Here is a 22,415-nt window from a genome sequence, read left to right as displayed (position 1 = left end):
TCGGGAATGGAAATAAAAAAATCCTTCTCACCCATACACCTGAGGGTAAACCAAAAGGACTTGTGGCCAGCCAAATTTAGCCAGCCGATAAAGCTAAAGATGCGCCACTAAAATATGAAAACATACTTTAGGAGCAATAGTATGAACCGCCAAGAAATTGATGCACTGGTTAAAAAAATGAATGTCGACACAGCGACAGGACCAGTTGATGAGCGTGTACAACAAGTTGTTGTACGTTTATTAGGTGATCTTTTCCAGGCTATTGAAGATCTTGATATTTCTCAGACTGAACTCTGGAAAGGTCTGGAATACTTTACTGATGCAGGTCAAGCCAATGAATTAGGCTTACTGGCTGCAGGTCTGGGTCTGGAACATTACTTAGACTTACGCGCGGATGAAGCAGATGCCAAAGCAGGCATTACTGGCGGTACACCACGTACCATCGAAGGCCCGCTGTATGTTGCAGGTGCTCCTGAGTCAGTTGGTTTTGCGCGTATGGATGACGGTTCTGAAGAGGGCAAAATTCCAACCCTGATTATTGAAGGCACAGTGACCGATACTGACGGCAACATCATTGAAGGTGCAAAAGTTGAAGTCTGGCATGCCAACAGCCTGGGCAACTACTCTTTCTTTGACAAGTCGCAATCTGACTTTAACCTGCGCCGTTCTATCTTTACCGATCAAGACGGTAAATATGTTGCCCTGACTACCATGCCGGTCGGTTATGGCTGTCCACCTGAAGGTACTACCCAGTTCGTACTGGACAAATTAGGTCGTCACGGTAACCGCCCATCTCATGTGCATTACTTCGTATCTGCACCGGGTTACCGAAAGTTAACCACACAGTTCAATATCGAAGGCGATCAATACCTGTGGGATGACTTTGCATTCGCCACACGTGATGGTCTGGTCGCAACTGCTGTTGATGTGACCGATGAAGCTGAAATCGTACGCCGTGGTTTAAATGGTCCATTCAAACATATCCAGTTCAATATTGAACTGGTGAAAGACCAGGCTGCAGCGCCAAGCACTGAAGTAGAACGTCGTCGCGCAAGCGCTTAATTCAAAATGGAATCGGGATGTCAGTCTGAGCAACATCCCGATGACTTCCCCTCCTTGGAAAGTCGGAGACTGGACATGCCTCGTATTCCTGTAATTAACACCAGCCATTTAGACCGTATTGATGAATTACTGGTCGATGATTTTGAATCTGGTGAATTTAAACTGCACCGTTCCGTATTTACTGATCAAGCCCTGTTTGATCTGGAAATGAAATACATCTTTGAAGGAAACTGGGTTTATCTGGCACATGAGAGCCAGATTCCCAACAACAACGATTACTACACAACCCATATTGGCCGTCAGCCAATCATCATTGCACGTAATCGTAATGGTGAACTGAATGCCATGATCAATGCCTGCTCACACCGCGGTGCACAACTGTGCCGTTATAAGCGTGGCAATAAAGCAACCTATACCTGCCCATTCCATGGCTGGACATTCAATAACTCAGGCAAGTTATTAAAAGTGAAAGACCCGGCTGATGCAGGCTATTCAGATTGCTTTAACCAGGACGGTTCTCATGACCTGAAAAAAGTAGCCCGTTTTGAAAATTACAAAGGCTTCTTGTTTGGCAGCCTGAATCCGGATGTTCCTTCTCTGGAAGAATACCTGGGTGAAGCCACCAAGATCATCGACATGATCGTGGGTCAGTCTGAGCAAGGTCTGGAAGTTTTACGCGGTTCATCGACTTATACCTATGAAGGTAACTGGAAGCTGACTGCAGAAAACGGTGCTGATGGTTATCACGTCTCTGCCGTGCACTGGAACTATGCTGCAACGACTCAGCAACGTAAGGAAAAAGAAGCTGGCGATAATATTCGTGCCATGAGCGCAGGTTCATGGGGCAAACAAGGCGGTGGTTCTTACGGTTTTGAACATGGTCACATGCTGCTTTGGACACAATGGGCCAATCCGGAAGACCGTCCAAACTTTGCCAAGAAAGATGAATATACCGAACGGTATGGTGAAGCCATGGCGAAATGGATGATCGAACGTTCACGTAACCTGTGTATCTATCCAAACGTTTACTTCATGGATCAGTTCGGCTCACAAATCCGTGTTCTGCGTCCAATCTCTGTCGATAAGACTGAAGTGACGATTTACTGTATCGGTCCTGTCGGTGAAGAGCCTGAAGCACGCACCCGCCGTATCCGTCAGTATGAAGACTTCTTTAATGCTTCTGGTATGGCAACTCCGGACGATCTGGAAGAATTCCGTGCCTGTCAGGCTGGTTATGCCGGGATCGCACTGGAATGGAACGACATGTGCCGTGGTTCTAAGCACTGGATTCAAGGGCCGGATGATGCAGCCAATGAAATTGGCCTGAAACCAAAACTGTCTGGCATTAAAACTGAAGATGAAGGCCTGTACCTGGCTCAGCACCAGTACTGGCTAGAACTGATCAAAAAAGGCATTGCGACTGAAAAAGAAATTGCTGCAAGCACTGAAGGAGAAACCGCATGAGCGACATCACTTTAGAAAATATTGCGCAGTTCCTGTATCAGGAAGCCCGCTTTTTAGATGATGAGCAATGGGATGACTGGTTACAGTGCTACGCCCCTACTGCTTCTTTCTGGATGCCAGCTTGGGATGATGATGACCGTCTGACTGAAGATCCACAGTCTGAAATCTCACTGATCTATTACCCTGACCGTCAGGGCCTGGAAGACCGTGTGTTCCGGATCAAGACGGAACGTTCATCTGCCACCATGCCGGATACCCGTACCAGCCACAACATCTGCAATATTGAAATTGTGGAACGTGACGGCGACAAGGTCACTGTGCGCTTTAACTGGAATACCCTGAGTTTCCGTTACAAAACCAGCTACAGCTACTTCGGTATGTCTCGTTATGTGATCGATTTTTCAGGCGAAAAACCACAGATTTTAAGCAAATACGTGGTGCTGAAAAACGATTACATCAACCAGGTTATCGACATTTATCACCTCTAAGACTGTTTCGACAGCAAGGTCAAAAAACCTTTCAGCTAGGGAAATATGGCTGAAAGGTCTAGTTTCAAAGATTTATATAGGATATTCAGCCATGTCAAACCACAATGTTGCACTCCAATTTGAAGATGGCGTTACACGTTTTATTAGTGTTGCCCAAGGCGAAACCCTGTCCGATGCAGCTTACCGTCAAAAGATCAATATCCCTCTAGATTGCCGTGACGGTGCATGTGGAACGTGCCGCGCTTTTTGTGAATCAGGTGCGTATGACATGCCTGAAGAAATGTATATTGAAGATGCACTGACTCCAGAAGAAGCCGCAGAAGGTTTTATTCTGGCTTGCCAATGTAAACCGACTTCGGATGCCGTGTTCCAGATTCAGGCTTCGTCTGATGTCTGCAAAACCGAGATTCACGCATTTCAAGGTACGTTGGCTCGTGTAGAAAACCTGTCTGACTCCACCATTACCTTTGATATTCAACTCGATGATGGTCAACCAGATATCCATTTTCTGGCCGGACAATATGTCAATGTCGGTATTCCTGGAACCACCGAAACCCGTTCTTATTCATTCAGCTCTAAACCGGGTAACCGTTTAACTGGTTTTGTAGTTCGTAATGTCCCTAACGGCAAAATGTCGAGCTTCCTCAGCGCTGATGCAAAAGCGGGTGACAAAATGATCTTTACCGGTCCATTCGGCAGCTTCTATCTGCGTAATGTGACCCGTCCGGTATTGATGCTGGCAGGTGGTACAGGCATCGCGCCATTTATGTCAATGTTACAGGTACTGGAAGAAAAAGGTTCTGAACATCCAGTACGTCTGGTATTTGGTGTGACCAATGACTTTGACCTGGTCGCAATTGAAAAGCTGAATGAACTGCAAGACAAATTCCCATGGTTCGAATATCGCACAGTGGTTGCAAATCCGGAATCTGCGCATGAGCGTAAAGGTTATGTGACTGGTCATATTGAAAATGAATGGCTGAACGCTGGAGATGTCGATATCTACCTGTGTGGCCCGGTACCAATGGTAGATGCCGTGCGTAACTGGCTGTCAGCAGAAGGCATCCAGCCAGCCAACTTCCTGTTTGAAAAATTCTCAGCGAACTGATTGAGGATATTTCGACATGACCGAACGTCAAAGATTTTTAAATAAAGTCGTAATCGTGACCGGTGCTGCGCAAGGCATCGGCCGCGGTGTAGCCATCCAGGCTGCTGCTGAAGGCGCACAAGTCGTCATGGCCGACCTTTCTCCCTATGTAGAAGAAGTGCTGGCGGAAATTGAAGCGAAAGGTGGCGATGCCATTACTGTAAAAGCCGATCTAGAAACTTATGCCGGTGCTCAATCTGTCGTTGAAAAAGCTCTGGATACCTATGGTCGTGTCGATGTACTGATCAATAACGTCGGTGGCGCGATCTGGATGAAGCCTTTTGAAGTGTTTTCTGAAGAAGAAATCATCAAGGAAGTGAACCGCTCTCTTTTCCCAACAATGTGGTGCTGCCGTGCAGTACTACCGCAAATGATCAAGCAGCAGCATGGCACCATTGTAAACGTATCGTCAATTGCAACCCGTGGCATTAACCGGGTGCCTTATTCGGCTTCTAAAGGTGGAGTTAACGGCTTGACTGCTGCTCTTGCCTTTGAACATGCCAAAGACGGGATTCGTGTCAACGCCGTTGCAACGGGTGGTACCGAAGCACCGCCACGTAAGGTTCCACGTAATGCCAATCCATTAACGGAAACTGAAAAAGTATGGATGCAGCAAGTGGTGGATCAAACTATTGACCGTACTTTCCTGGGACGTTACGGCACGATTCAGGAACAAGTGAATGCCATTTTATTCCTGGCTTCGGATGAATCGTCCTATATGACCGGTACGGTAGTACCTGTCGGTGGTGGCGATCTGGGTTAATCCAGATCCACAACAGATCAACAGGATCATTGCTAGACGCAAGGAGGCATATTGCCAATGAGTCACCTGTTTCAAACCTTAAAAAATGACTGGTCGATTTCAGCCACTGTTGCAGGATTTTTAGCAGTACTGATTTCTTATGCCGGTCCCCTGATTATTTTTTTCCAGGCGGCCCAGCAGGCACAAGTATCTGCAGCCATGATGATTTCCTGGATCTGGGGGATTTCCATAGGTGCTGCTGTTTCCAGTATCTATTTATCCATCAGGTTCAAAGTGCCGATTGTGATGGCTTGGTCAGCACCTGGTACGGCACTTTTAGTGACCTTATTTCCCGATATTTCACTGAATGAAGCGATTGCTGCCTATATCACCACGGCTGTGGTGCTGTTTGTGATTGGCATTAGTGGCTATTTCGATAAATTTTTGGCGCTGATTCCACAAGCGGTTGCCGCAGGAATGATGGCCGGCATTCTGGTGAATTTTGGTTTGGGCCTGTTTAGTGCTACAGACAATATGCCCGTGATCGTACTTGGCATGTTGCTGGTGTTTTTAGTCGCCAAACGGCTGAATCCCCGTTATGCCATGTTATGGGTACTGACGGCTGGTGTCTGTTTAAGCCTGATTCTCGGTCAGTTTCAGCCAGTCAGCATGGACTTCAATCTGGCCATTCCGCAACTGATTCAGCCGGAATGGACCTGGTCATCGACCTTTAACCTGGCACTCCCCCTGATTCTGGTCAGCCTGTCCGGTCAGTTTTTACCGGGGATGAGTTTATTAAAAATCAGCGGGTATCAGGTACCGGCCAAACCCATTATTACCACAGCCAGTATTACTTCTCTGGCAGTAGCCTGGGTTGGTGGTATCACCACGGTTCTGGGGTCAATTACTGCAGCACTTTGCATAGGCAAAGATGCGCACGAATTACCAGAAAAACGTTATATCGCTGGTGTATGTAATGGCCTGTTCTACATTTTAGGTGGCCTGTTTGCAGGCAGTATCGTGATGCTGTTCAGTCTGTTTCCCAAAGAACTGATTGCAGCATTGGCAGGATTGGCTTTACTCGGTGCAATTTCCAGCAATCTGACCGTGGCCATGCAAACAGAAAACCAACGTGAATCTGCCCTGATTACCTTTCTGGCTACCGCTTCTGGCATGAGTGTACTCGGCCTGAGCTCAGTGTTCTGGGGCATCTGTATCGGCCTGCTGGCGCACTTTGTACTTAGCCCAAAGAAATCTTCACTGCAAACAAATTTAGCTTCTGATTCAAAACGTGCCTGAGTGATAGGCAGTAAAGGAAAGATTATGATTGATAAAAGTTCTGCTTCTCTGGTTGAAGCACTTTCACAAATCAAAGACGGATCAACCATCATGATCGGTGGTTTTGGTACTGCCGGTCAGCCCGCTGAACTGATTGATGGCCTGATTGAGCTGGGCGTGAAAGATCTGGTGATCGTTAACAATAATGCCGGCAATGGCGACTATGGCCTGGCAAAACTGCTAAAGACCGGCGCAGTTCGTAAAATCATCTGCTCTTTCCCGCGCCAGTCGGACTCCTGGGTCTTTGACGAGCTGTACCGTGCCGGCAAGATCGAGCTGGAACTGGTGCCGCAAGGCAACCTGGCCTGTCGAATTCAGGCTGCCGGTATGGGCCTAGGGCCAATCTACACGCCTACCGGTTTTGGAACCTTGCTGGCGGAAGGCAAACCGACCTTAAATTATGAAGGCAAAGATTACGTTTTAGAAAATCCAATTAAAGCGGACTTTGCCCTGATCAAAGCGCATAAAGGCGATCGCTGGGGTAATCTGGTCTATCGTAAATCGGCGCGTAACTTCGGTCCAATCATGGCTATGGCGGCAGATGTGACTATTGCCCAGGTCGCTGCAGTCGTTGAACTCGGTGAGCTGGATCCGGAGCATATTATTACCCCAGGCATCTTTGTCCAACACGTTGTCCAAGTACAACCGGCACAGTAATTCAGGAGCAAAATCATGAGCTATATCAAACTGACCCGTGACCAGATTGCTGAACGTGTTGCCCAGGACATTCCTGATGGTGCCTATGTCAACCTTGGTATTGGCCTGCCGACCAAGATTGCCAGCTATCTTCCTGCAGACAAGGATGTTTTCCTACATTCTGAAAATGGCTTGCTGGCTTTTGGCCCACCACCAGCTAAAGGTGAAGAAGACCCTGAGCTAATTAATGCCGGTAAAGAATTTGTAACCATGCTGACCGGCGGTGCCTTTTTCCATCATGGCGACTCTTTCGCCATGATGCGTGGTGGTCACCTGGACATTGCGGTACTCGGAGCTTTCCAGGTCGCTGAAAATGGTGACTTGGCCAACTGGCATACTGGTGCACCGGATGCAATTCCTGCTGTCGGTGGCGCGATGGATCTGGCCGTCGGTGCCAAGAAAGTCTTTATCACTACCGATCATGTCACTAAAAAAGGTGAACCGAAGATCGTGGCTGAACTGACTTATCCTGCCACTGGCCTGAAATGTGTAGACCGTATTTATACCGATCTGTGTGTGATTGATGTCACGGCTGAAGGCATGAAAGTGATTGAAAAAGTTGAAGGTCTGTCATTTGAAGAATTGCAGTCGATGACGGGTGCCAAACTGATTGATGCAACACAAGGTTAAGTAATAAAGGAAAATTAAATCCCCCTAAATCCCCTGAACGAGACTTAAGCACTGCTTTAAGTCGATGTGCAAGAAAGGGAAACTTTCGAAAATATATGCCGGAAGCTCTCCTCCCTTTATCAAAGGGAGGTCGGGAGGGATTAGAGAACTGGAAATAGAAACAATGAAAAACGCATACATCATCGATGCCATCCGTACCCCATTCGGTCGCTATGCGGGTGGACTGGCACCTGTCCGTGCTGATGATCTTGGCGCGATCCCGATTAAAGCGCTGATGGAACGTAATCCAAGTATTAACTGGGAAAAAGTGGATGACATCATCTATGGCTGTGCCAACCAGGCCGGTGAAGATAACCGCAACGTGGGTCGTATGTCCGCTTTGCTCGCAGGAGTGCCTTATCAGGTACCGGCAACTACGATTAACCGTCTTTGCGGTTCATCACTCGATGCGGTAGCCATTGCGGCTCGTGCCATTAAAGCCGGTGAAGCCGATCTGATTATGGCTGGTGGTGTGGAATCCATGTCACGTGCACCGCTGGTGATGGGTAAGTCTGAAACCGCTTATGGCCGTACTCAAAAGCTTGAAGATACTACCATGGGCTGGCGTTTTATCAACCCGAAACTGAAGGAGCTGTATGGCGTGGAAACCATGCCGGAAACTGCGGAAAATGTGGCAGCACAGTTCAATATCAACCGTGAAGATCAAGACAAGTTTGCCCTGACCAGCCAGCAACGTACTGCAGCGGCGCAGGCCAAAGGTTTCTTTAAAAATGAAATCATTCCGGTAGTGATTCCTCAGCGTAAAGGCGAACCTGTGGTTGTTGATACAGATGAACATCCACGTGCTTCTACGACACTAGAAGGTTTAACTAAGCTAAAACCAGTTGTAAAAGCGGATGGTACGGTGACTGCCGGCAATGCTTCTGGCATTAACGATGGTGCAGCGGCACTCCTGATTGCCTCTGATGAAGCTGTTGCTGAATATGGCCTAGAAGTGCGTGCCAAAATTATTGGCTCAACGGTTGTCGGTGTTGAACCACGCATTATGGGCTTTGGTCCGGCACCAGCGATTAAAAAGCTACTGGCCCAGACCGGTTTGACACTAGATCAGATGGATGTCATTGAACTGAATGAAGCCTTTGCTGCACAGGCCTTAGCCGTGACCCGTGACCTTGGCCTTCCAGATGATGCTGCCCATGTAAACCCGAATGGCGGTGCCATTGCCATTGGCCATCCACTCGGTGCTTCCGGTGCCCGTCTGGTGACAACCGCACTGAACCAGCTGGAACAGACTGGCGGGAAATATGCTCTCTGCTCTATGTGCATTGGCGTAGGTCAAGGTATCGCGCTGATTATTGAACGTGTTTAAAAAACCCCTCCTAACCTCCCTTTCTTGCACAAGGCTTAAGCAGTGCTTATGCCTTGTTCAGGGAGGAATTTTTAGAAGGAAATAAAAGGAATAACAAATGCCAACATTTACATCAAATGATGCCCAGATTAATTACCAGACTTTTGGGGATGCCAACAAACCTGTCTTGGTATTTTCCAACTCACTGGGTACCAAATACAGCATGTGGCAGCCACAGATTGAACATTTCCAGCAGGATCATTACGTAATCTGCTATGACACCCGTGGTCATGGTGCATCATCTGTACCACAAGGCCCGTATAGCTTGGAGCAGCTGGGTCAGGATGTCGTGAATCTACTGGATCATTTGGATATTGCAAAAGCAGCATTCTGTGGTATTTCTATGGGTGGCTTAACCGGTCAATGGTTGGCGATTCATAAGCCAGAACGTTTTAGCCAGGTGATAGTCTGTAACACCGCAGCCAAAATTGGCCAGGAACAGGCATGGCAAGACCGTGCTGTGCTTGTCCGTGAGCAAGGTCTTGCTCCGATTGCAGCAACTGCGGCATCACGCTGGTTTACCGATCCCTTTATCCAGAGCAACCCGGCAGTCGTTGCAGAACTTTCAAACGACCTCGGAGCTGGCAGCCCAGAAGGCTATGCAAACTGCTGTGAAGCTCTGGCTAAGGCGGATGTCCGCGAACAACTTAGTAGCATTCAAATCCCTGTGCTGATTATTGCGGGTCAGCAGGATCCTGTGACGACTGTTGCAGATGGCCAGTTTATGCAGCAACGTATTGCGAACAGCCAGCTATATGGAATAGATGCCTCGCATATTTCCAATATTGAACAGCCGGAAGCCTTTAATCAGGCCGTACAAACTTTTCTTGCTGCTTAAATTTATTCTTATAAAAAAGCCACGATATATCGTGGCTTTTCTTTTATTCGTGTATTCGTTAAGCCCAGATCACCAGCATCGCTGCAATCACCACCAGCCCCAATGCTCGGCACGCGCCAGTTTTTCTTTAAAGAAATAAACTGAAATCAGCAGACTGAACAGGATTTCGATTTGTCCCAAGGTTTTCACGATTGGCACGCTCATCATACTCATGGCGGTAAACCAGCCGAGGGATGCTATAAAGCTGCAGAAGCTGACTTTAAAGGTTAGACCTAAACGTTGCCACATGGCAACTAAGGTTTTTCGACTAAACAGGCTCAGGTAAATCAGCATACTGATGCACTGGAAACCAATCACCGAAATTAGTACCCATGAAGCGCGATGTACGGTTGGCAACATTGGTAGTTCCAGACTGGCTTCACGTACCAAGAGTGAAGTAATAGCAAAGCTCAAACCGCTGCCGATTCCGATGGCTAAAGTCTTGGTGGATAGGCCGGTGAGCTGATTGCCCTTACTCAGTAGGAATACCGCATAACCACCGATCAGCACCCCAATCCAGGCGAGTACAGACAGATGATCTGATAGGAAAATCACCCCGATAATGGCAGCCAGAATCGCTTCACTTTTTGCCAGTCCAACACCAATCGCATAATTTTTCTGTTTAAACAGCTGCACCATCAAAGCAGTCGCCAGAATTTGGCTGATACCGGCAATCAGGATATAGATCCAATACTTCGGGGTAAAATGCACCACATTTTCTACCGGTTTGAAGTGGTATAAAGTCGCGATATAAAGTCCAGCTAGAGGTAATCCAAACAGGAAACGCGCCAGTGTCACGCCCCAGATATCAACAGTGGTGCTGAGCTGTTTTTGAAAGGCATTTCGCCAGGCCTGCATAAATGCAGCCATTAAAGTGAAGAAAATCCAGCTGATTGCCATACCCTGATCATTAATACCGTAAAAGTGAATTAATTCTATGCCTTAGTACAATCTATGACTAATTAAAAATGAGATAATGGCTAATAGCTAAAAGTTTAATTTTCTAATTTAAAAATAATTAAAATTTATCAAATTGACAGGGATAAAATTGATTTCTCAGATTCCAACTATGCTAATAAATAAGAAAATAACTCCTGATCTTTGATTAACTTATAATAAACGGCTCTTCTATTTTAAGAGACCGAAGATGTTTCATCAGAATAAACTTTTTCCATTGGAATAAAGCGAATGCCATGTTCATGAGTAAGTTCACCTGTTTCTACAAAACCAAATTTTTTATAAATATTGAAGCCATATAAACTGGATTTGACTGTAATCTTTTGATGCCCTTGATTACGAATTTTTTCTTCTAAAAAATTCCACATTTGTCGTCCATATCCCTGCCCCTGATACGCTGGATCTAGAAAGAAGTGCATGAAGTGTGCAGGTTCCATATAGGCCACCACGCCCACAATTTTTTGATTAATTTCTCCAACAAAATAATGAATATCAGCTCGGTCAAAAATGGTCTGAAGAATTTCAGGTTGAAAACGCTTGTGTCCCTCTTCACTAGAAATCAAGACATCAACAAAGGGGGCAATGACGTTCGCAATGGCAAGTGTATCCCGAACAGTGGCTTTTCTTATCTTCATCATATTTTAATACCCAAAAAGCAGAACTAGAAAATGAAAAATAATTTATTTTTCAGCATGATATATGTTTTAAAATTGAGCAAAATATATACCAATTAGGTCTTTTGAAAAACGCGATTCAATCGATTTTTTTCAATAATTTTTGATCTCTGATTTTTTTTTATTATTTGCGTTATTCAGATTTTTTAAATTAGTGCTCTCTTTTTTATTTAAGAAAAAATACATAAGTTAGTTCATCGGTTTTTTTATTTCTTTCAGCTTTTCTTCTATAAACAGTCACTAAACTATAATTTAATGAATAATCGATCACACGCATTTTACAATTAATCAACATAGTGTTTTTTAAGAAATTTTTAAGATGAATTTTTAAACAGGATAAAATTCCGCAATGCAATCTGAATATAAATTACAGAGGTTCAGCAAATCATTGTAATTCATTCATTTTGCAGGGAGTATCGATGAAGTATTTTGAATGTCCAGTTTGCGAACAGCAGATCTTTTTCGCCAAATTCGTATGTGATCACTGCCTTTCCCCTATCGGCTATATCGCATCTGAAAAAGAAATGACGACATTTAAAAAGCTGAATGCTCAGGAGTGGGTTCCGGTTGCCGAAAAGTATCAACATTCCCGTTATAAACCTTGTTATAACTATACCCATCATCAGGTATGTAACTGGATGATCCCTGCAGATGATGAGGAAGATTTTTGCGAATCCTGCCAGCTGACGCATGTAATTCCAAATCTGGAAAATGCCGAAAACATGATTTACTGGTATCGGCTGGAGGAAGCCAAACGCCGTTTTCTATATCTGACCCAACGTATGAACATTATGCCTCGTCCAAAACATTCGGATGATGATCCATTGGGTTTGCGATTTGATTTTCTTCTTCCTGAAAAAGACAAGCCGGTACTTACCGGTCATGCTAACGGGGTAATTACCTTAAATACCTTCGAGGCCGATGTGGTTTATCGTGAAACCACCCGGGTCAATATGGGTGAAAATTACAGGACATTATTAGGGCATTTTCGTCATGAAAGTGGGCATTTTTATTTTAATGTCATCCAGCACCTACATCCGGAATTACTCGATGAACTTCGCCATTATTTTGGAGATGAGCGGCAAAATTATAGTGAAGCACTAGAGAGGCACTATAATCAAGGTGCGCCTATCAACTGGCATGAAAAATATATTAGTCCCTATGCCACTGCACACCCGTGGGAAGATTGGGCTGAAACCTGGTCACATTATCTGCATATCATGGAAACACTGGAAACTGCATTTTATGCCGGTCTACGCGTGGAAGGTAATGGCCGAAATCTAGCCAGTATGGACTTTAAAGAATGCCCGATTGGTGGACAGGATTTTGAACATATCCTGGAAAACTGGGTCACCCTGACTTTTAATTTGAATGCCTTAAACCGCAGTATGGGTCTGGAAGATGCTTACCCCTTTAAGCTGACTGAAGCTGTGAAAGATAAACTGCGTTTCATTCATCGGCATATCTTGGATAAAGTCTTTAATAACCCACGTCTGATTCAGAACTAAAATATTTATCTAGTACAATAAATAAGGCCCGTGATTCACAGGCTTTATTTTGGGCTTATTTTAAGAAAGAGAACTAAGCAATTTTCATTGAACCGGTTTCTTCAAACTGGGCATGCCAGGACAAAGCTTCATTTAACAAATGCGGTGTTTGCCCACCATGCGCACAGGCGCGCTCAAAGTAATCATTCAGACTTTTACGATAATCGGGATGAGCACAAATATCGATAATCTTGCGGGCACGTTCACGTGGTGCCAATCCGCGCAGATCGGCCAAACCTTGCTCTGTTACCAGAATATCCACGTCATGGTCAGTATGATCTGTATGGCTCACCAGTGGAACCACAGACGAAATCGCACCACCTTTGGCATAGGATTTAGTCACAAAAATCGCAATATGTGCATGACGGGTAAAATCACCTGAGCCGCCAATACCATTCATCATCTTGGTGCCAGCGACATGGGTTGAATTCACATTCCCGTAAATATCAAACTCCAGTGCGGTATTGATTGCAATTATACCCAGACGGCGAATCAGCTCAGGGTTGTTGGAAAGTTCTTGCGGGCGTAAGACAATTTTATCTTTGTACTGATCAAAATTCTTCATCACCCGTGCCGCACATTCATCGCTCAGGGTCATGGAACAACCAGAAGCAAAGGTCATTTTTCCTGAATCGATAAGCTGGAAAGTACAGTCTTGCAGGACTTCAGAATACATTTCAAGATTATTGAAATTAGAATGTTCAAAACCTGCAAATACGGCATTTGCCACGGAACCTACTCCGGACTGCAGCGGCCCCAGATTTTCAGGTAATCGTCCTGCGGCGACTTCATTTTCAAAGAATTGAATTAAGTGGCTGGCAATCGCCAGTGTTTCTTCATCCGGCTCATCCATTGCGAAAGAAGTATCCGGAATCTCATTAATGACAATCGCAGCAATTTTTTCAGGTGCAACATGGATTCCGATTGTACCTATCTTGTCACTGGCTTGCGTCAAAGGAATCGGACCACGGTTTGGACGGGTTTTAGGCAAATAAATATCATGTACGCCTTCTAGCACCGGATTAACTGTTGTATCAATTTCAACAATGACCCGATCTGCCATTTCGATGAAATTCGCCGAGTTTCCACAAGAACCGGTCGGAATAATCTGGCCATCTTCAGTAATGGCCGTTGCGGCAATTATAGCTACATTAATCGCCGGCAGGTTTTTATGACGGATATTGTCTGCCAGTTCAGAAAGATGCTGATCGATATACATCACTTCACCATTATTGATGGCCTGACGTAAAGAAGGATCAGCCTGATAAGGATAACGGCGGGTTATAACGTTAGCTTCATTCAGTTTCCCATCAATCCGGTTCCCCAGACTTGCACCTGTCGCCAGTGTGATATGGATCGGATACTGCCGGGCATATTCAGCCAATGCCAAAGGCACAGTTTTCGCTTCACCTGCACCACCAAAACCGCTTAAACCAATCACGTCACCATCTTGAATCACTTCCAGCGCTTTTTCTACAGGTACTACTTTATCTTGTAATGCGAGCAAACGAATACGCTCTAAACCGTTCATAAAAATTCTCAAAAATTAAAAATAAAGAGACGCCTGCTCCTGGCGTACCAGAAGCATTGTGGTCTAATTCAAAAAATATTTAAGTTTGCTACTTTGAGCATATGATCATGCAATTATGAAAAGACTTAAATTAGTTCTACTGCAATCGCTGTTGCTTCCCCACCGCCAATACATAGTGCTGCAATGCCTTTCTTGCCACCAGTACGCTTTAAGGCATGAATCAGGGTCACAATAATTCGGGAACCGGAAGAACCTAGGGGATGACCAAGCGCACATGCCCCACCATTAACGTTCACTTTTGCTGGATCAAGTTTAAAAGCATCTATTGCTAACATGGTTACCATGGCAAAAGCTTCATTAATTTCCCAAAGGTCTACGTCCTGAGCATCCCAACCCGTTTTTTGCAAGACTTTTTCAATCGCGCCCACTGGTGCAATGGTGAATTCTGATGGATGCTGCGAATAGCTGGCATAAGCCAGAATATTCGCTCGAGGTTTCAGGTTACGCTGTGCTGCAATCTCGCTTGAGGTTACGACCAGTGCCGAAGCACCATCAGAAATTGAACTGGCATTTGCCGCCGTAATAGTACCGTCTTTTTTAAATGCCGGACGTAAAGATGGGATTTTGTCTGCTTTGGCATTCAGTGGTTGTTCATCCTGCTCAACCACCACATCGCCTTTACGCGTGCTGACTGTAACTGGCACGATTTCATCTTTAAAGAAGCCCTGCTGAACGGCAGTCACAGCTTTATTTAAAGAACCAATCGCATAATCATCCTGTTGTTCACGAGTATAGCCTTTCTTGTCCGCCATTTCCTGCGCCAGGATTCCCATCGACAGACCAGTTTCAGCATCTTCCAGACCTTCCTGGAACATGTGATCCGTTACTTTGCCGTGGCCCATACGGAAACCGGCACGAGCCTTATCCATTAAGTACGGTGCATTCGACATGGATTCCATACCACCTGCCACTACGATTTCTGCCGAACCCGCCTTGATCGCATCCGCAGCCTGCATCACCGCTTTCATGCCTGAACCACATATTTTATTGATGGTGGTCGCGCCGGTTGAATCTGGCAGGCCTGCCTGACGCATAGCCTGACGTGCCGGACCCTGTTTTAAGCCGGCTGGCAATACGCAACCCATGATCACTTCATCAATATCATTGGCTGCCAGACCTGCACGTGCCACCGCTTCCTTAATCGCTACAGCACCCAAATCTGGTGCCGTACAGCTTGAAAGTGAGCCTTGAAAACCACCCATCGCGGTACGTACAGCTTCTACAATTACAATCATTCTAATCTCATCCTTTAACATCATTGTTATCAACACTGTAAAGTGATAGCTCTACAGTATTTGTCCTTCGCAATATTTGCGGGTTTAGGCTTATGCAGTGAAATATTCTTCTGGCAATTGCATCACCAGCTCCGCACCTGCCTGAATGCGCTGAATTCTCGCACTTAAATCCGGAAGTACCTTAGCAATATAGTAATTTGCCAGTACCAGTTTATTCTGGAAATAGCTCTCTTCTTTGGTAGCCGCCGCTTTGCTGATACGTGCATACATATAGACGAAGCTCAACAAACCTACCGCATGCAAATAATCCACAGCAATCGAGTTGGCGAAATCAGGATTCTGCTGAGACTGCTCAACAATAAAATTGGTAATATCTTCCAGTTGCTGACAGGTATCTAAGGTTGCCTTTTTAATCGTTAAGGCATCATCTAGACTTTGGGCAAATTCACGGATTTCTGCAATATACTCTGCAATATATGCACCTTTACATTTCGTAGTTTTACGGCCAATCAGGTCAATTGCCTGCACCCCATTGGTCCCCTCATAGATCTGTGAAATGCGCAGGTCACGGATACATTGTTCCATGCCCCATTCACGGATATAGCCATGACCACCGAAGCACATTTGTGCTTCAAGTGCAGCATCCAGTGCTTTATCGGTGAGATAAGCTTTAGCAATAGGCGTTAATAAAGCCACACGATCAGTTGCTTTACGTACCGCCTCAGGGTCGGTGGAGTATTTGGTAATATCCAGCTGCTGGCCGACATAGACTGCGAAAGCACGAGAAGCTTCATTATTGGCACGCACATTCAGCAACATACGGCGTACATCACCATGTACCAGAATTGAATCGGCTGGTTTTTCTGGTGATTTAGCACCGGTTGATGCACGGCCCTGTAAACGGTCGGTCGCATATTGTGCGGCATTCTGATAAGCAAATTCTGCCGCGCCAATGCCTTGAATCCCCATCGACAAACGTTCATAGTTCATCATCACGAACATGCCCGCCAGACCTTCATTTTCATTACCCACCATATAGCCTTTGGCACCATCAAAGTTCATGACACAGGTTGCCGAGCCTTTAATACCCATCTTATGTTCGATCGAACCGGCAGCGACTGCATTGCGCTCACCAAGTGAACCGTCTGCATTAACCAGGAATTTCGGGACAATAAATAGAGAAATACCACGTGAACCTGCTGGCGCGTTCGGTGTTTTGGCCAGTACCAGGTGAATGATATTTTCACTCAGATCATGCTCACCGCTGGTAATGAAGATTTTGGTCCCGGTAATGTTGTATGAACCGTCTTGATTCGGTTCAGCCTTGGTTTTGATAATGCCCAGATCTGTCCCTGAATGTGGCTCAGTCAGACACATCGTACCTGACCATTCACCCGTATAGAATTTTGGCAAATAGGTTTCTTTCTGTTCCTGCGAAGCGCGGTCATTAATCGCCATGCCAGCACCGACAGTTAACAGCGGGTAAAGCATGAAAGATGGATTGGTACTCCAAATCATTTCATCAGCCAGTACGGTCAGCATTTTTGGCATGCCCTGACCGCCCCATTCTTCAGGCGCACCCAACCCCACCCAGCCGCCTTCAGCAAACTGTTTGAAAGCTTCTTTAAAACCTGCAGGTGTTTTGACTTCACCATTACTAAACTGAGCACCACCTTCTTCATCTGCAGGGCGGTTTAGGTCAAGAATCACATTCTTGGAAAACTTGGCCATCTCCTCCAGAATTGCATTTGCAGTTGCCATATCTAAATGTGCAAGATTTTCATTATCTTGCCAAAATTGTTCGGCCTGAAACACATCATTTAAAATAAATTCCATGTCTTTTAGCGGCGCATTATAAATAGGCATTTTCATATTCCTTCACTGGTGATACTCAATTCTGTTACTGAGTATTTTTTCATTATGGATTCGAGAAAATATTTTGAGGATTTTTGCTCGAATCCATGCATGTCATTCAAAAATCATCATATCGAATTAATCTGGCGATGAATTCATTGACATAAATTAGCGATATAAAATTTAAAATCAAAAACTTTATACCTCTGGTATTTACTGAATCATTAAAACTTAAATCCATTGATGAATGAAAAATTTAAGCTGCTAAAATGACTCTGGCTTCACTTCACTAAACCTTGTCTGGTCTGGGTTTAAAACGAAAATATGATTCAGCTTTATGCCCTAAAACCATAAATCAAATATATTGAAAATGGAATTTTATTTAGCAAAGTTGATCTCAAGGGTTCAATTTTCTTGACAATATTTTTAGCGCAGCTGTATATGACTTTTTTCTACAAGAAATGTTGAATAAATATACAAATTTAGATAAATATCACGACCTTAGTTTTATAGCTATACCTGTGAAAATAGCATATTCTTAGTAGGTTCCTTTTCTAAAATGATGAGTCAAGAAGATGACGACTGTAAGACAGCAGAACTTCCTTCTTCGTAAAGAGAAGATCCTGAGCATGGCAGAAAGTCTACTGCTTGATAATAATCAGGACATCACCTTGAGTGAACTTGCTGAAGAACTGGACATCGCCAAAGGAACCATCTACAAGCATTTTAAAAGCAAGAACCAGTTATATTTAGAACTCATCATTCTGAATGAAAAAAGAATTCTGGCAATTTCCGATAAATATAATAACGATATTAAAAATTATGTTTCGCAATATATGCTTTATCACATGCTCAATTCAAACCGGACTATTTTGCTGCATGTTATTGAAGAGCGTTTAACCAATAATGAAAAAAACCTGAAAGAGTTATTTCAGGAACTCTACCGTATTCGTGAAGAACGGATTATCCGCATTAAAGATATGACCCATGATTATCTGGTGTCTTTAGACAGTGCCATGTCAATCCGGGATTATTTATCTTATATCTGGACAGTCACTTATGGCGCTTCATTATTATTAAATTCGACCAGTTATCAAAAAGCGATTGGTTCGCGTGAACGCCTGATTAAGCTATATATTAATCAGGCATTGATGACGCCAGATAAAATATCGGCAGTTTCATAAAAAATGCCTAATCATGATTAGGCATTTTAGAATTATTTTTTAAATGGCAAATATCAAGCCATAGTTTCAGGCGGGAAGCCATCTTCAGTTAATGCCGCGATAATCTCAGATTCGCTTGCACTCGATTCAACTTCCACCATTTTACTGATCACATCAACATTGACTTTAGCATTTTCATCCAGATCCTGAATGGTTGCAGTCACACTACGCGCACAACCACCACAAGTCATATTTTCAATACGGAATTTCATCTTGATCTCCCTTTGATCAGTTTAAATTTGGGTTAAGCGAATTTTAATTCAAGTCTATTGATCTGCTTTAATAGCCGTATGCGCAGTTTTTCCATGTGACACACCTTGCTCAATCTGTTTCAGGATCTGACAGTCGGACTGTTCATCTCCAGCACACTGCGCAACCGATTGCTGCAAAATTTTCATCATATTTTGCATATCCGCAATTTTCTGTTGCAGTAACTCGATATGCTTTTGCGCCAACTGTTTGACATCACTGCTGTGTCTGGCATCGTTCAGCCACAGGCCGAGCAATTCTTTCATCTGCTCGGAAGAAAAACCCAATTCACGCGCATGCTGAATAAAACTTAAAGTCTTGATGTCATCGTCACTATAAATGCGATAACCCGAGTCGCTACGTTTAGGATTGGGTAATAAACCGATATCTTCATAATAACGGATCATTTTGGCCGAGATCCCGGAGCGTTTCGCGGCCTGTCCAATATTCATTACACTGCCTCCTTCAACTGGATCGGCTGATAAGTCTTTAAACGAAGCGCATTGCTGACCACAAAGACTGAGGATAACGCCATTGCACCTGCTGCAAACATCGGTGATAACAAAATACCGAAGAATGGATATAGTAGACCGGCAGCAATCGGAATCAAGGCAATATTATAAACAAAGGCCCAGAACAGGTTCTGTTTGATATTGCGCATGGTTGCTTGACTCAGGCCAATACCGGTTGCCACATGCTGTAAATTTCCTGACATCAGTACCACATCTGCTGCTTCAATTGCGACATCCGTACCAGTTCCTATTGCCATCCCGACATCGGCCTGAGCCAAGGCAGGTGCATCATTAATCCCGTCACCAACAAAAGTGACGATGCCATGTTGCTGTTGGAGTTGATGTACCGCATCGACTTTTTCATTAGGTAAAACTTCAGCAATGACATGGTCAATTTTCAACTGTTTAGCAATGGCCTGTGCAGTATGCTGGTTATCACCGGTGATCATGGCAATCTTTAAGCCTTGATCATGTAAGGCCTGAATCGCACTATAGGTTGTGACTTTAATCGGATCAGCCACAGCAATAATGGCAGCCAACTGCTGATCTATCGCGACATATAAAGGAGTACGTCCCTGTTCGCCTAACTGTTGTGCTTTCTCTTTAAAAATATCGACACTTAAACCCAATTGCTGCATCAGGCGCACTGCGCCAATATGAATTTGCTGACCTGAAACTTGAGCTTTCACGCCTGCACCGGTGATTGAATCAAAATCACTGACTTCAGGTAGTTGCAACTGTTGTGCTTTCGCAGCTTCCACAATCGCATGGGCAATGGGATGTTCAGACTTGGCTTCCACTGCTGCGACCATTTGCAATACTGTTTGCTGCTCAAAACCAGACGTCACTGCAAAATCGGTCAGGGCTGGTTTTCCTTCAGTTAAGGTTCCGGTTTTATCTACCGCCACAACTCTGGTTTGCTGTAAGAGTTGCAATGCTTCTCCTTTACGGAACAATACACCCAGCTCTGCCGCCCGGCCGGTGCCGACCATAATAGATGTTGGCGTAGCCAAGCCCATTGCACAAGGACAGGCAATGATCAGTACCGCGACAGCATTGACCAGTGCATAAGTCAGATTCGGTTCAGGACCCAACAGGAACCAGACAATAAAGGTCAAAGTCGCGAGAAGCATCACAGCCGGCACAAACCATAAGGTCACTTTATCGACTGCCGCCTGAATCGGAAGCTTTGCACCTTGTGCCTGTTCCACCATATGAATAATCTGAGCCAGGACTGAATCTTGACCAACCGCAGTCGCCTTGATTTGCAAGGTGCCATTCTGATTTACCGTTCCGCCAATCACCCGATCCCCAGCCTGTTTAGCCACCGCTAAAGGTTCACCGCTGATCATGGCTTCATCAATATAACTTTGACCAGAAATGACTTCACCATCAACCGCGACTTTCTCACCCGGACGAATCTCGATTAGCATGCCCTGCTGTACATCAGCAATCGCCAGATCAACCCAGGTTCCATTTTGTTGTACTCGGGCAGTTTTTGGCTGCAAGCCAACCAGATATTGAATCGCTTCAGAGGTTTTACCTTTGGCTCTGGCTTCCAGATAACGCCCCAGTAAGATCAAAGCAACAATCACCGCTGCTGCTTCGAAATACACATGCACAGTGCTTTGCGGCAATAATTGCGGAAAGAAGGTGGAAATACAGGAAAATCCATAAGCGGCTATTGTTCCCACGGCAACCAGAGAATTCATATCGGGTGCCAGTCGCAACAATGCCGGAATCCCATGCTGATAAAACCGCCGTCCTGGTATCAGCAAAACCAGAGTCGTCAGTACAAACTGGATATACCAGCTGTTTTGGGTACCTAGCGTATGTGCAATCCAGTGATGAAAAGCCGGAATCAGATGTGAACCCATTTCCAGAATAAACACCGGAACAGCCAGAATTAGTGCTAACCATAAGTCACGTTTTAGCTGTTCAGTTTCAGCGGTTTTCTTTTCCTGAAATGCCGTCTGGGCATCGGTAGCCTGTGTATCTAATTTTTCATGGGCGTTATACCCCGCTTTTTTGACGGCAGCAATTAAAGCTGGAAGCTGACTACGCGGCGCCTTGACCCAAGCTGTTTCAGTGGCGAGATTGACTTGTGCTTCATTTACCTGATCGACTTTTTTCAAGGCTTTTTCTACACGTGCTACGCAGGAGGCACAGGTCATTCCTTCAATAGCCAGTTCAATTCGGTCGGTTTGAATATCAAAGCCAGCTTTTTGTACCGCCTTAACCAGTTGGGAAACAGCGAGAGGACGAATTGCAGTGACATGAGCTTTTTCGGTTGCCAGATTAACCTGCGCATCCAGTACCTGATCGACTTTTTTCAAGGCTTTTTCAACACGAGCTACACAAGAGGCACAGGTCATGCCTTCAATATTTAAATCAAACTGCTGGATCACGGCTTCAAAACCGGTTTTATTGATAGCATTGACGAGTTGCGATGCAGGAATAGGTTGTTCACTTTTTAAAAAAGCCTGTTCAGTGGAGAGATTGACGTTCGTTTCCACCACACCTTCAATTTTCTTTAAGGCTTTTTCCACACGTGCGACACAAGAGGCACAGGTCATTCCTGAAATCTGTACCTGCTGTTCGTACAACTGTGTGGTTGCTGGTGTATTCATTCTGCGCTCTCCATTCACCCATTCACTGCCTATGCTATAGCTTAAACATTACCATAATGGGAAGGTCAAGCTTCTGGTTTAAATTCTTGAT

General features: G+C 44.9%; 19 protein-coding genes and 1 pseudogene. 12 read left to right on the top strand and 8 right to left on the bottom strand.

The annotated features are described in order from the left end of the window. Nucleotides 1–141 precede the first annotated feature (141 nt). The 10 genes from catA to pcaD all read left to right on the top strand — a co-directional run bounded on the left by catA (nucleotide 142) and on the right by pcaD (nucleotide 9,813). Nucleotides 142–1,062 carry a catechol 1,2-dioxygenase gene (gene catA, locus AC4MCD_RS07020; RefSeq protein ID WP_491876774.1) on the top strand — a complete coding sequence of 307 codons (921 nt, stop codon included), beginning with the start codon at nucleotides 142–144 and terminating at the stop codon, nucleotides 1,060–1,062. Nucleotides 1,063–1,137: 75 nt separating this feature from the next. Next, nucleotides 1,138–2,526, top strand: coding sequence for a benzoate 1,2-dioxygenase large subunit (benA, locus tag AC4MCD_RS07015; protein WP_104426109.1), 1,389 nt, complete (start codon nucleotides 1,138–1,140; stop codon nucleotides 2,524–2,526). Beyond that, nucleotides 2,523–3,014 (top strand): benzoate 1,2-dioxygenase small subunit, encoded by a 492-nt coding sequence (gene benB, locus AC4MCD_RS07010; RefSeq protein WP_004785632.1) that lies wholly within the window; start codon nucleotides 2,523–2,525, stop codon nucleotides 3,012–3,014. The genes benA and benB overlap by 4 nt, the downstream gene beginning before the upstream one ends. Nucleotides 3,015–3,105: 91 nt before the next feature. Further along, the gene (benC, locus tag AC4MCD_RS07005) at nucleotides 3,106–4,122 is read left to right on the top strand and encodes a benzoate 1,2-dioxygenase electron transfer component BenC (protein WP_491876773.1); all 1,017 of its coding nucleotides are present in this window, start codon (nucleotides 3,106–3,108) and stop codon (nucleotides 4,120–4,122) included. A gap of 16 nt (nucleotides 4,123–4,138) precedes the next feature. Beyond that, the gene (gene benD / locus AC4MCD_RS07000) at nucleotides 4,139–4,924 is read left to right on the top strand and encodes a benzoate diol dehydrogenase BenD (protein WP_491876772.1); all 786 of its coding nucleotides are present in this window, start codon (nucleotides 4,139–4,141) and stop codon (nucleotides 4,922–4,924) included. 57 nt (nucleotides 4,925–4,981) lie between these two features. Beyond that, complete coding sequence (gene benE, locus AC4MCD_RS06995) at nucleotides 4,982–6,202, top strand: benzoate/H(+) symporter BenE (protein WP_419364405.1); 1,221 nt, start codon at nucleotides 4,982–4,984, stop codon at nucleotides 6,200–6,202. Nucleotides 6,203–6,226: 24 nt separating this feature from the next. After that, nucleotides 6,227–6,898: a 3-oxoacid CoA-transferase subunit A gene (locus AC4MCD_RS06990; protein ID WP_419364406.1), complete on the top strand. Its 672-nt coding sequence runs from the start codon at nucleotides 6,227–6,229 to the stop codon at nucleotides 6,896–6,898. Nucleotides 6,899–6,913: 15 nt separating this feature from the next. Then, nucleotides 6,914–7,567: a 3-oxoacid CoA-transferase subunit B gene (locus AC4MCD_RS06985; protein WP_491876771.1), complete on the top strand. Its 654-nt coding sequence runs from the start codon at nucleotides 6,914–6,916 to the stop codon at nucleotides 7,565–7,567. A gap of 163 nt (nucleotides 7,568–7,730) precedes the next feature. Continuing rightward, nucleotides 7,731–8,936 (top strand): 3-oxoadipyl-CoA thiolase, encoded by a 1,206-nt coding sequence (gene pcaF / locus AC4MCD_RS06980; RefSeq protein ID WP_419364410.1) that lies wholly within the window; start codon nucleotides 7,731–7,733, stop codon nucleotides 8,934–8,936. Nucleotides 8,937–9,033: 97 nt separating this feature from the next. Beyond that, nucleotides 9,034–9,813 carry a 3-oxoadipate enol-lactonase gene (gene pcaD / locus AC4MCD_RS06975; RefSeq protein WP_419364412.1) on the top strand — a complete coding sequence of 260 codons (780 nt, stop codon included), beginning with the start codon at nucleotides 9,034–9,036 and terminating at the stop codon, nucleotides 9,811–9,813. Between the two features lie 58 nt (nucleotides 9,814–9,871). On the opposite strand, the pseudogene AC4MCD_RS06970 reads toward pcaD, so the two are convergent. Beyond that, nucleotides 9,872–10,752: pseudogene (locus AC4MCD_RS06970) on the bottom strand (EamA family transporter). 233 nt (nucleotides 10,753–10,985) lie between these two features. Continuing rightward, complete coding sequence (locus AC4MCD_RS06965; protein WP_491876850.1) at nucleotides 10,986–11,444, bottom strand: GNAT family N-acetyltransferase; 459 nt, start codon at nucleotides 11,442–11,444, stop codon at nucleotides 10,986–10,988. 458 nt (nucleotides 11,445–11,902) lie between these two features. Between AC4MCD_RS06965 and AC4MCD_RS06960 the strand changes: the two genes are divergently transcribed. Beyond that, nucleotides 11,903–12,991 carry a zinc-binding metallopeptidase family protein gene (locus AC4MCD_RS06960; RefSeq protein WP_491876770.1) on the top strand — a complete coding sequence of 363 codons (1,089 nt, stop codon included), beginning with the start codon at nucleotides 11,903–11,905 and terminating at the stop codon, nucleotides 12,989–12,991. A gap of 73 nt (nucleotides 12,992–13,064) precedes the next feature. Here AC4MCD_RS06960 and scpC read toward each other — a convergent pair whose 3' ends face one another. From scpC to AC4MCD_RS06945, 3 genes are all read right to left on the bottom strand, one after another. Beyond that, nucleotides 13,065–14,561 carry a succinyl-CoA:acetate CoA-transferase ScpC gene (scpC, locus tag AC4MCD_RS06955; protein WP_491876769.1) on the bottom strand — a complete coding sequence of 499 codons (1,497 nt, stop codon included), beginning with the start codon at nucleotides 14,559–14,561 and terminating at the stop codon, nucleotides 13,065–13,067. Between the two features lie 125 nt (nucleotides 14,562–14,686). Next, nucleotides 14,687–15,862, bottom strand: coding sequence for a thiolase family protein (locus AC4MCD_RS06950; RefSeq protein ID WP_491876849.1), 1,176 nt, complete (start codon nucleotides 15,860–15,862; stop codon nucleotides 14,687–14,689). 84 nt (nucleotides 15,863–15,946) lie between these two features. Continuing rightward, on the bottom strand, nucleotides 15,947–17,722 hold the full coding sequence (locus AC4MCD_RS06945; protein ID WP_491876768.1) for an acyl-CoA dehydrogenase C-terminal domain-containing protein: 1,776 nt from the start codon (nucleotides 17,720–17,722) through the stop codon (nucleotides 15,947–15,949). 563 nt (nucleotides 17,723–18,285) lie between these two features. Here AC4MCD_RS06945 and AC4MCD_RS06940 point away from each other — a divergent pair. Further along, nucleotides 18,286–18,894, top strand: a complete 609-nt coding sequence (locus AC4MCD_RS06940; protein ID WP_005235816.1) for a TetR/AcrR family transcriptional regulator — start codon at nucleotides 18,286–18,288, stop codon at nucleotides 18,892–18,894. 53 nt (nucleotides 18,895–18,947) lie between these two features. On the opposite strand, the gene AC4MCD_RS06935 is transcribed toward AC4MCD_RS06940, so the two are convergent. The 3 genes from AC4MCD_RS06935 to AC4MCD_RS06925 are packed head-to-tail and all read right to left on the bottom strand — an operon-like array spanning nucleotide 18,948 to nucleotide 22,324. Continuing rightward, nucleotides 18,948–19,145, bottom strand: coding sequence for a heavy-metal-associated domain-containing protein (locus tag AC4MCD_RS06935; protein WP_491876767.1), 198 nt, complete (start codon nucleotides 19,143–19,145; stop codon nucleotides 18,948–18,950). A gap of 54 nt (nucleotides 19,146–19,199) precedes the next feature. Further along, entirely contained in the window at nucleotides 19,200–19,634 is a 435-nt protein-coding gene (cueR, locus tag AC4MCD_RS06930; RefSeq protein ID WP_159122916.1) for a Cu(I)-responsive transcriptional regulator, read from the bottom strand. Next, entirely contained in the window at nucleotides 19,634–22,324 is a 2,691-nt protein-coding gene (locus tag AC4MCD_RS06925) for a heavy metal translocating P-type ATPase (protein ID WP_491876766.1), read from the bottom strand. The genes cueR and AC4MCD_RS06925 overlap by 1 nt, the downstream gene beginning before the upstream one ends. Nucleotides 22,325–22,415 lie beyond the last annotated feature (91 nt).

This window comes from Acinetobacter sp. CAU_H_78, assembly GCF_058599365.1.
Note: the sequence above shows the minus strand (reverse complement) of the source record. Positions and strands in the feature narration are given on the sequence as shown.

What these genes read in the sequence shown, in the direction of transcription:
- catA (WP_491876774.1), top strand. Translation starts at nt 142, where the DNA reads ATGAACCGCCAAGAAATTGATGCACTGGTTAAAAAAATGAATGTCGAC.
- benA (WP_104426109.1), top strand. Translation starts at nt 1,138, where the DNA reads ATGCCTCGTATTCCTGTAATTAACACCAGCCATTTAGACCGTATTGAT.
- benB (WP_004785632.1), top strand. Translation starts at nt 2,523, where the DNA reads ATGAGCGACATCACTTTAGAAAATATTGCGCAGTTCCTGTATCAGGAA.
- benC (WP_491876773.1), top strand. Translation starts at nt 3,106, where the DNA reads ATGTCAAACCACAATGTTGCACTCCAATTTGAAGATGGCGTTACACGT.
- benD (WP_491876772.1), top strand. Translation starts at nt 4,139, where the DNA reads ATGACCGAACGTCAAAGATTTTTAAATAAAGTCGTAATCGTGACCGGT.
- benE (WP_419364405.1), top strand. Translation starts at nt 4,982, where the DNA reads ATGAGTCACCTGTTTCAAACCTTAAAAAATGACTGGTCGATTTCAGCC.
- AC4MCD_RS06990 (WP_419364406.1), top strand. Translation starts at nt 6,227, where the DNA reads ATGATTGATAAAAGTTCTGCTTCTCTGGTTGAAGCACTTTCACAAATC.
- AC4MCD_RS06985 (WP_491876771.1), top strand. Translation starts at nt 6,914, where the DNA reads ATGAGCTATATCAAACTGACCCGTGACCAGATTGCTGAACGTGTTGCC.
- pcaF (WP_419364410.1), top strand. Translation starts at nt 7,731, where the DNA reads ATGAAAAACGCATACATCATCGATGCCATCCGTACCCCATTCGGTCGC.
- pcaD (WP_419364412.1), top strand. Translation starts at nt 9,034, where the DNA reads ATGCCAACATTTACATCAAATGATGCCCAGATTAATTACCAGACTTTT.
- AC4MCD_RS06965 (WP_491876850.1), bottom strand. Translation starts at nt 11,444, where the DNA reads ATGAAGATAAGAAAAGCCACTGTTCGGGATACACTTGCCATTGCGAAC.
- AC4MCD_RS06960 (WP_491876770.1), top strand. Translation starts at nt 11,903, where the DNA reads ATGAAGTATTTTGAATGTCCAGTTTGCGAACAGCAGATCTTTTTCGCC.
- scpC (WP_491876769.1), bottom strand. Translation starts at nt 14,561, where the DNA reads ATGAACGGTTTAGAGCGTATTCGTTTGCTCGCATTACAAGATAAAGTA.
- AC4MCD_RS06945 (WP_491876768.1), bottom strand. Translation starts at nt 17,722, where the DNA reads ATGCCTATTTATAATGCGCCGCTAAAAGACATGGAATTTATTTTAAAT.
- AC4MCD_RS06940 (WP_005235816.1), top strand. Translation starts at nt 18,286, where the DNA reads ATGACGACTGTAAGACAGCAGAACTTCCTTCTTCGTAAAGAGAAGATC.
- AC4MCD_RS06935 (WP_491876767.1), bottom strand. Translation starts at nt 19,145, where the DNA reads ATGAAATTCCGTATTGAAAATATGACTTGTGGTGGTTGTGCGCGTAGT.
- cueR (WP_159122916.1), bottom strand. Translation starts at nt 19,634, where the DNA reads ATGAATATTGGACAGGCCGCGAAACGCTCCGGGATCTCGGCCAAAATG.
- AC4MCD_RS06925 (WP_491876766.1), bottom strand. Translation starts at nt 22,324, where the DNA reads ATGAATACACCAGCAACCACACAGTTGTACGAACAGCAGGTACAGATT.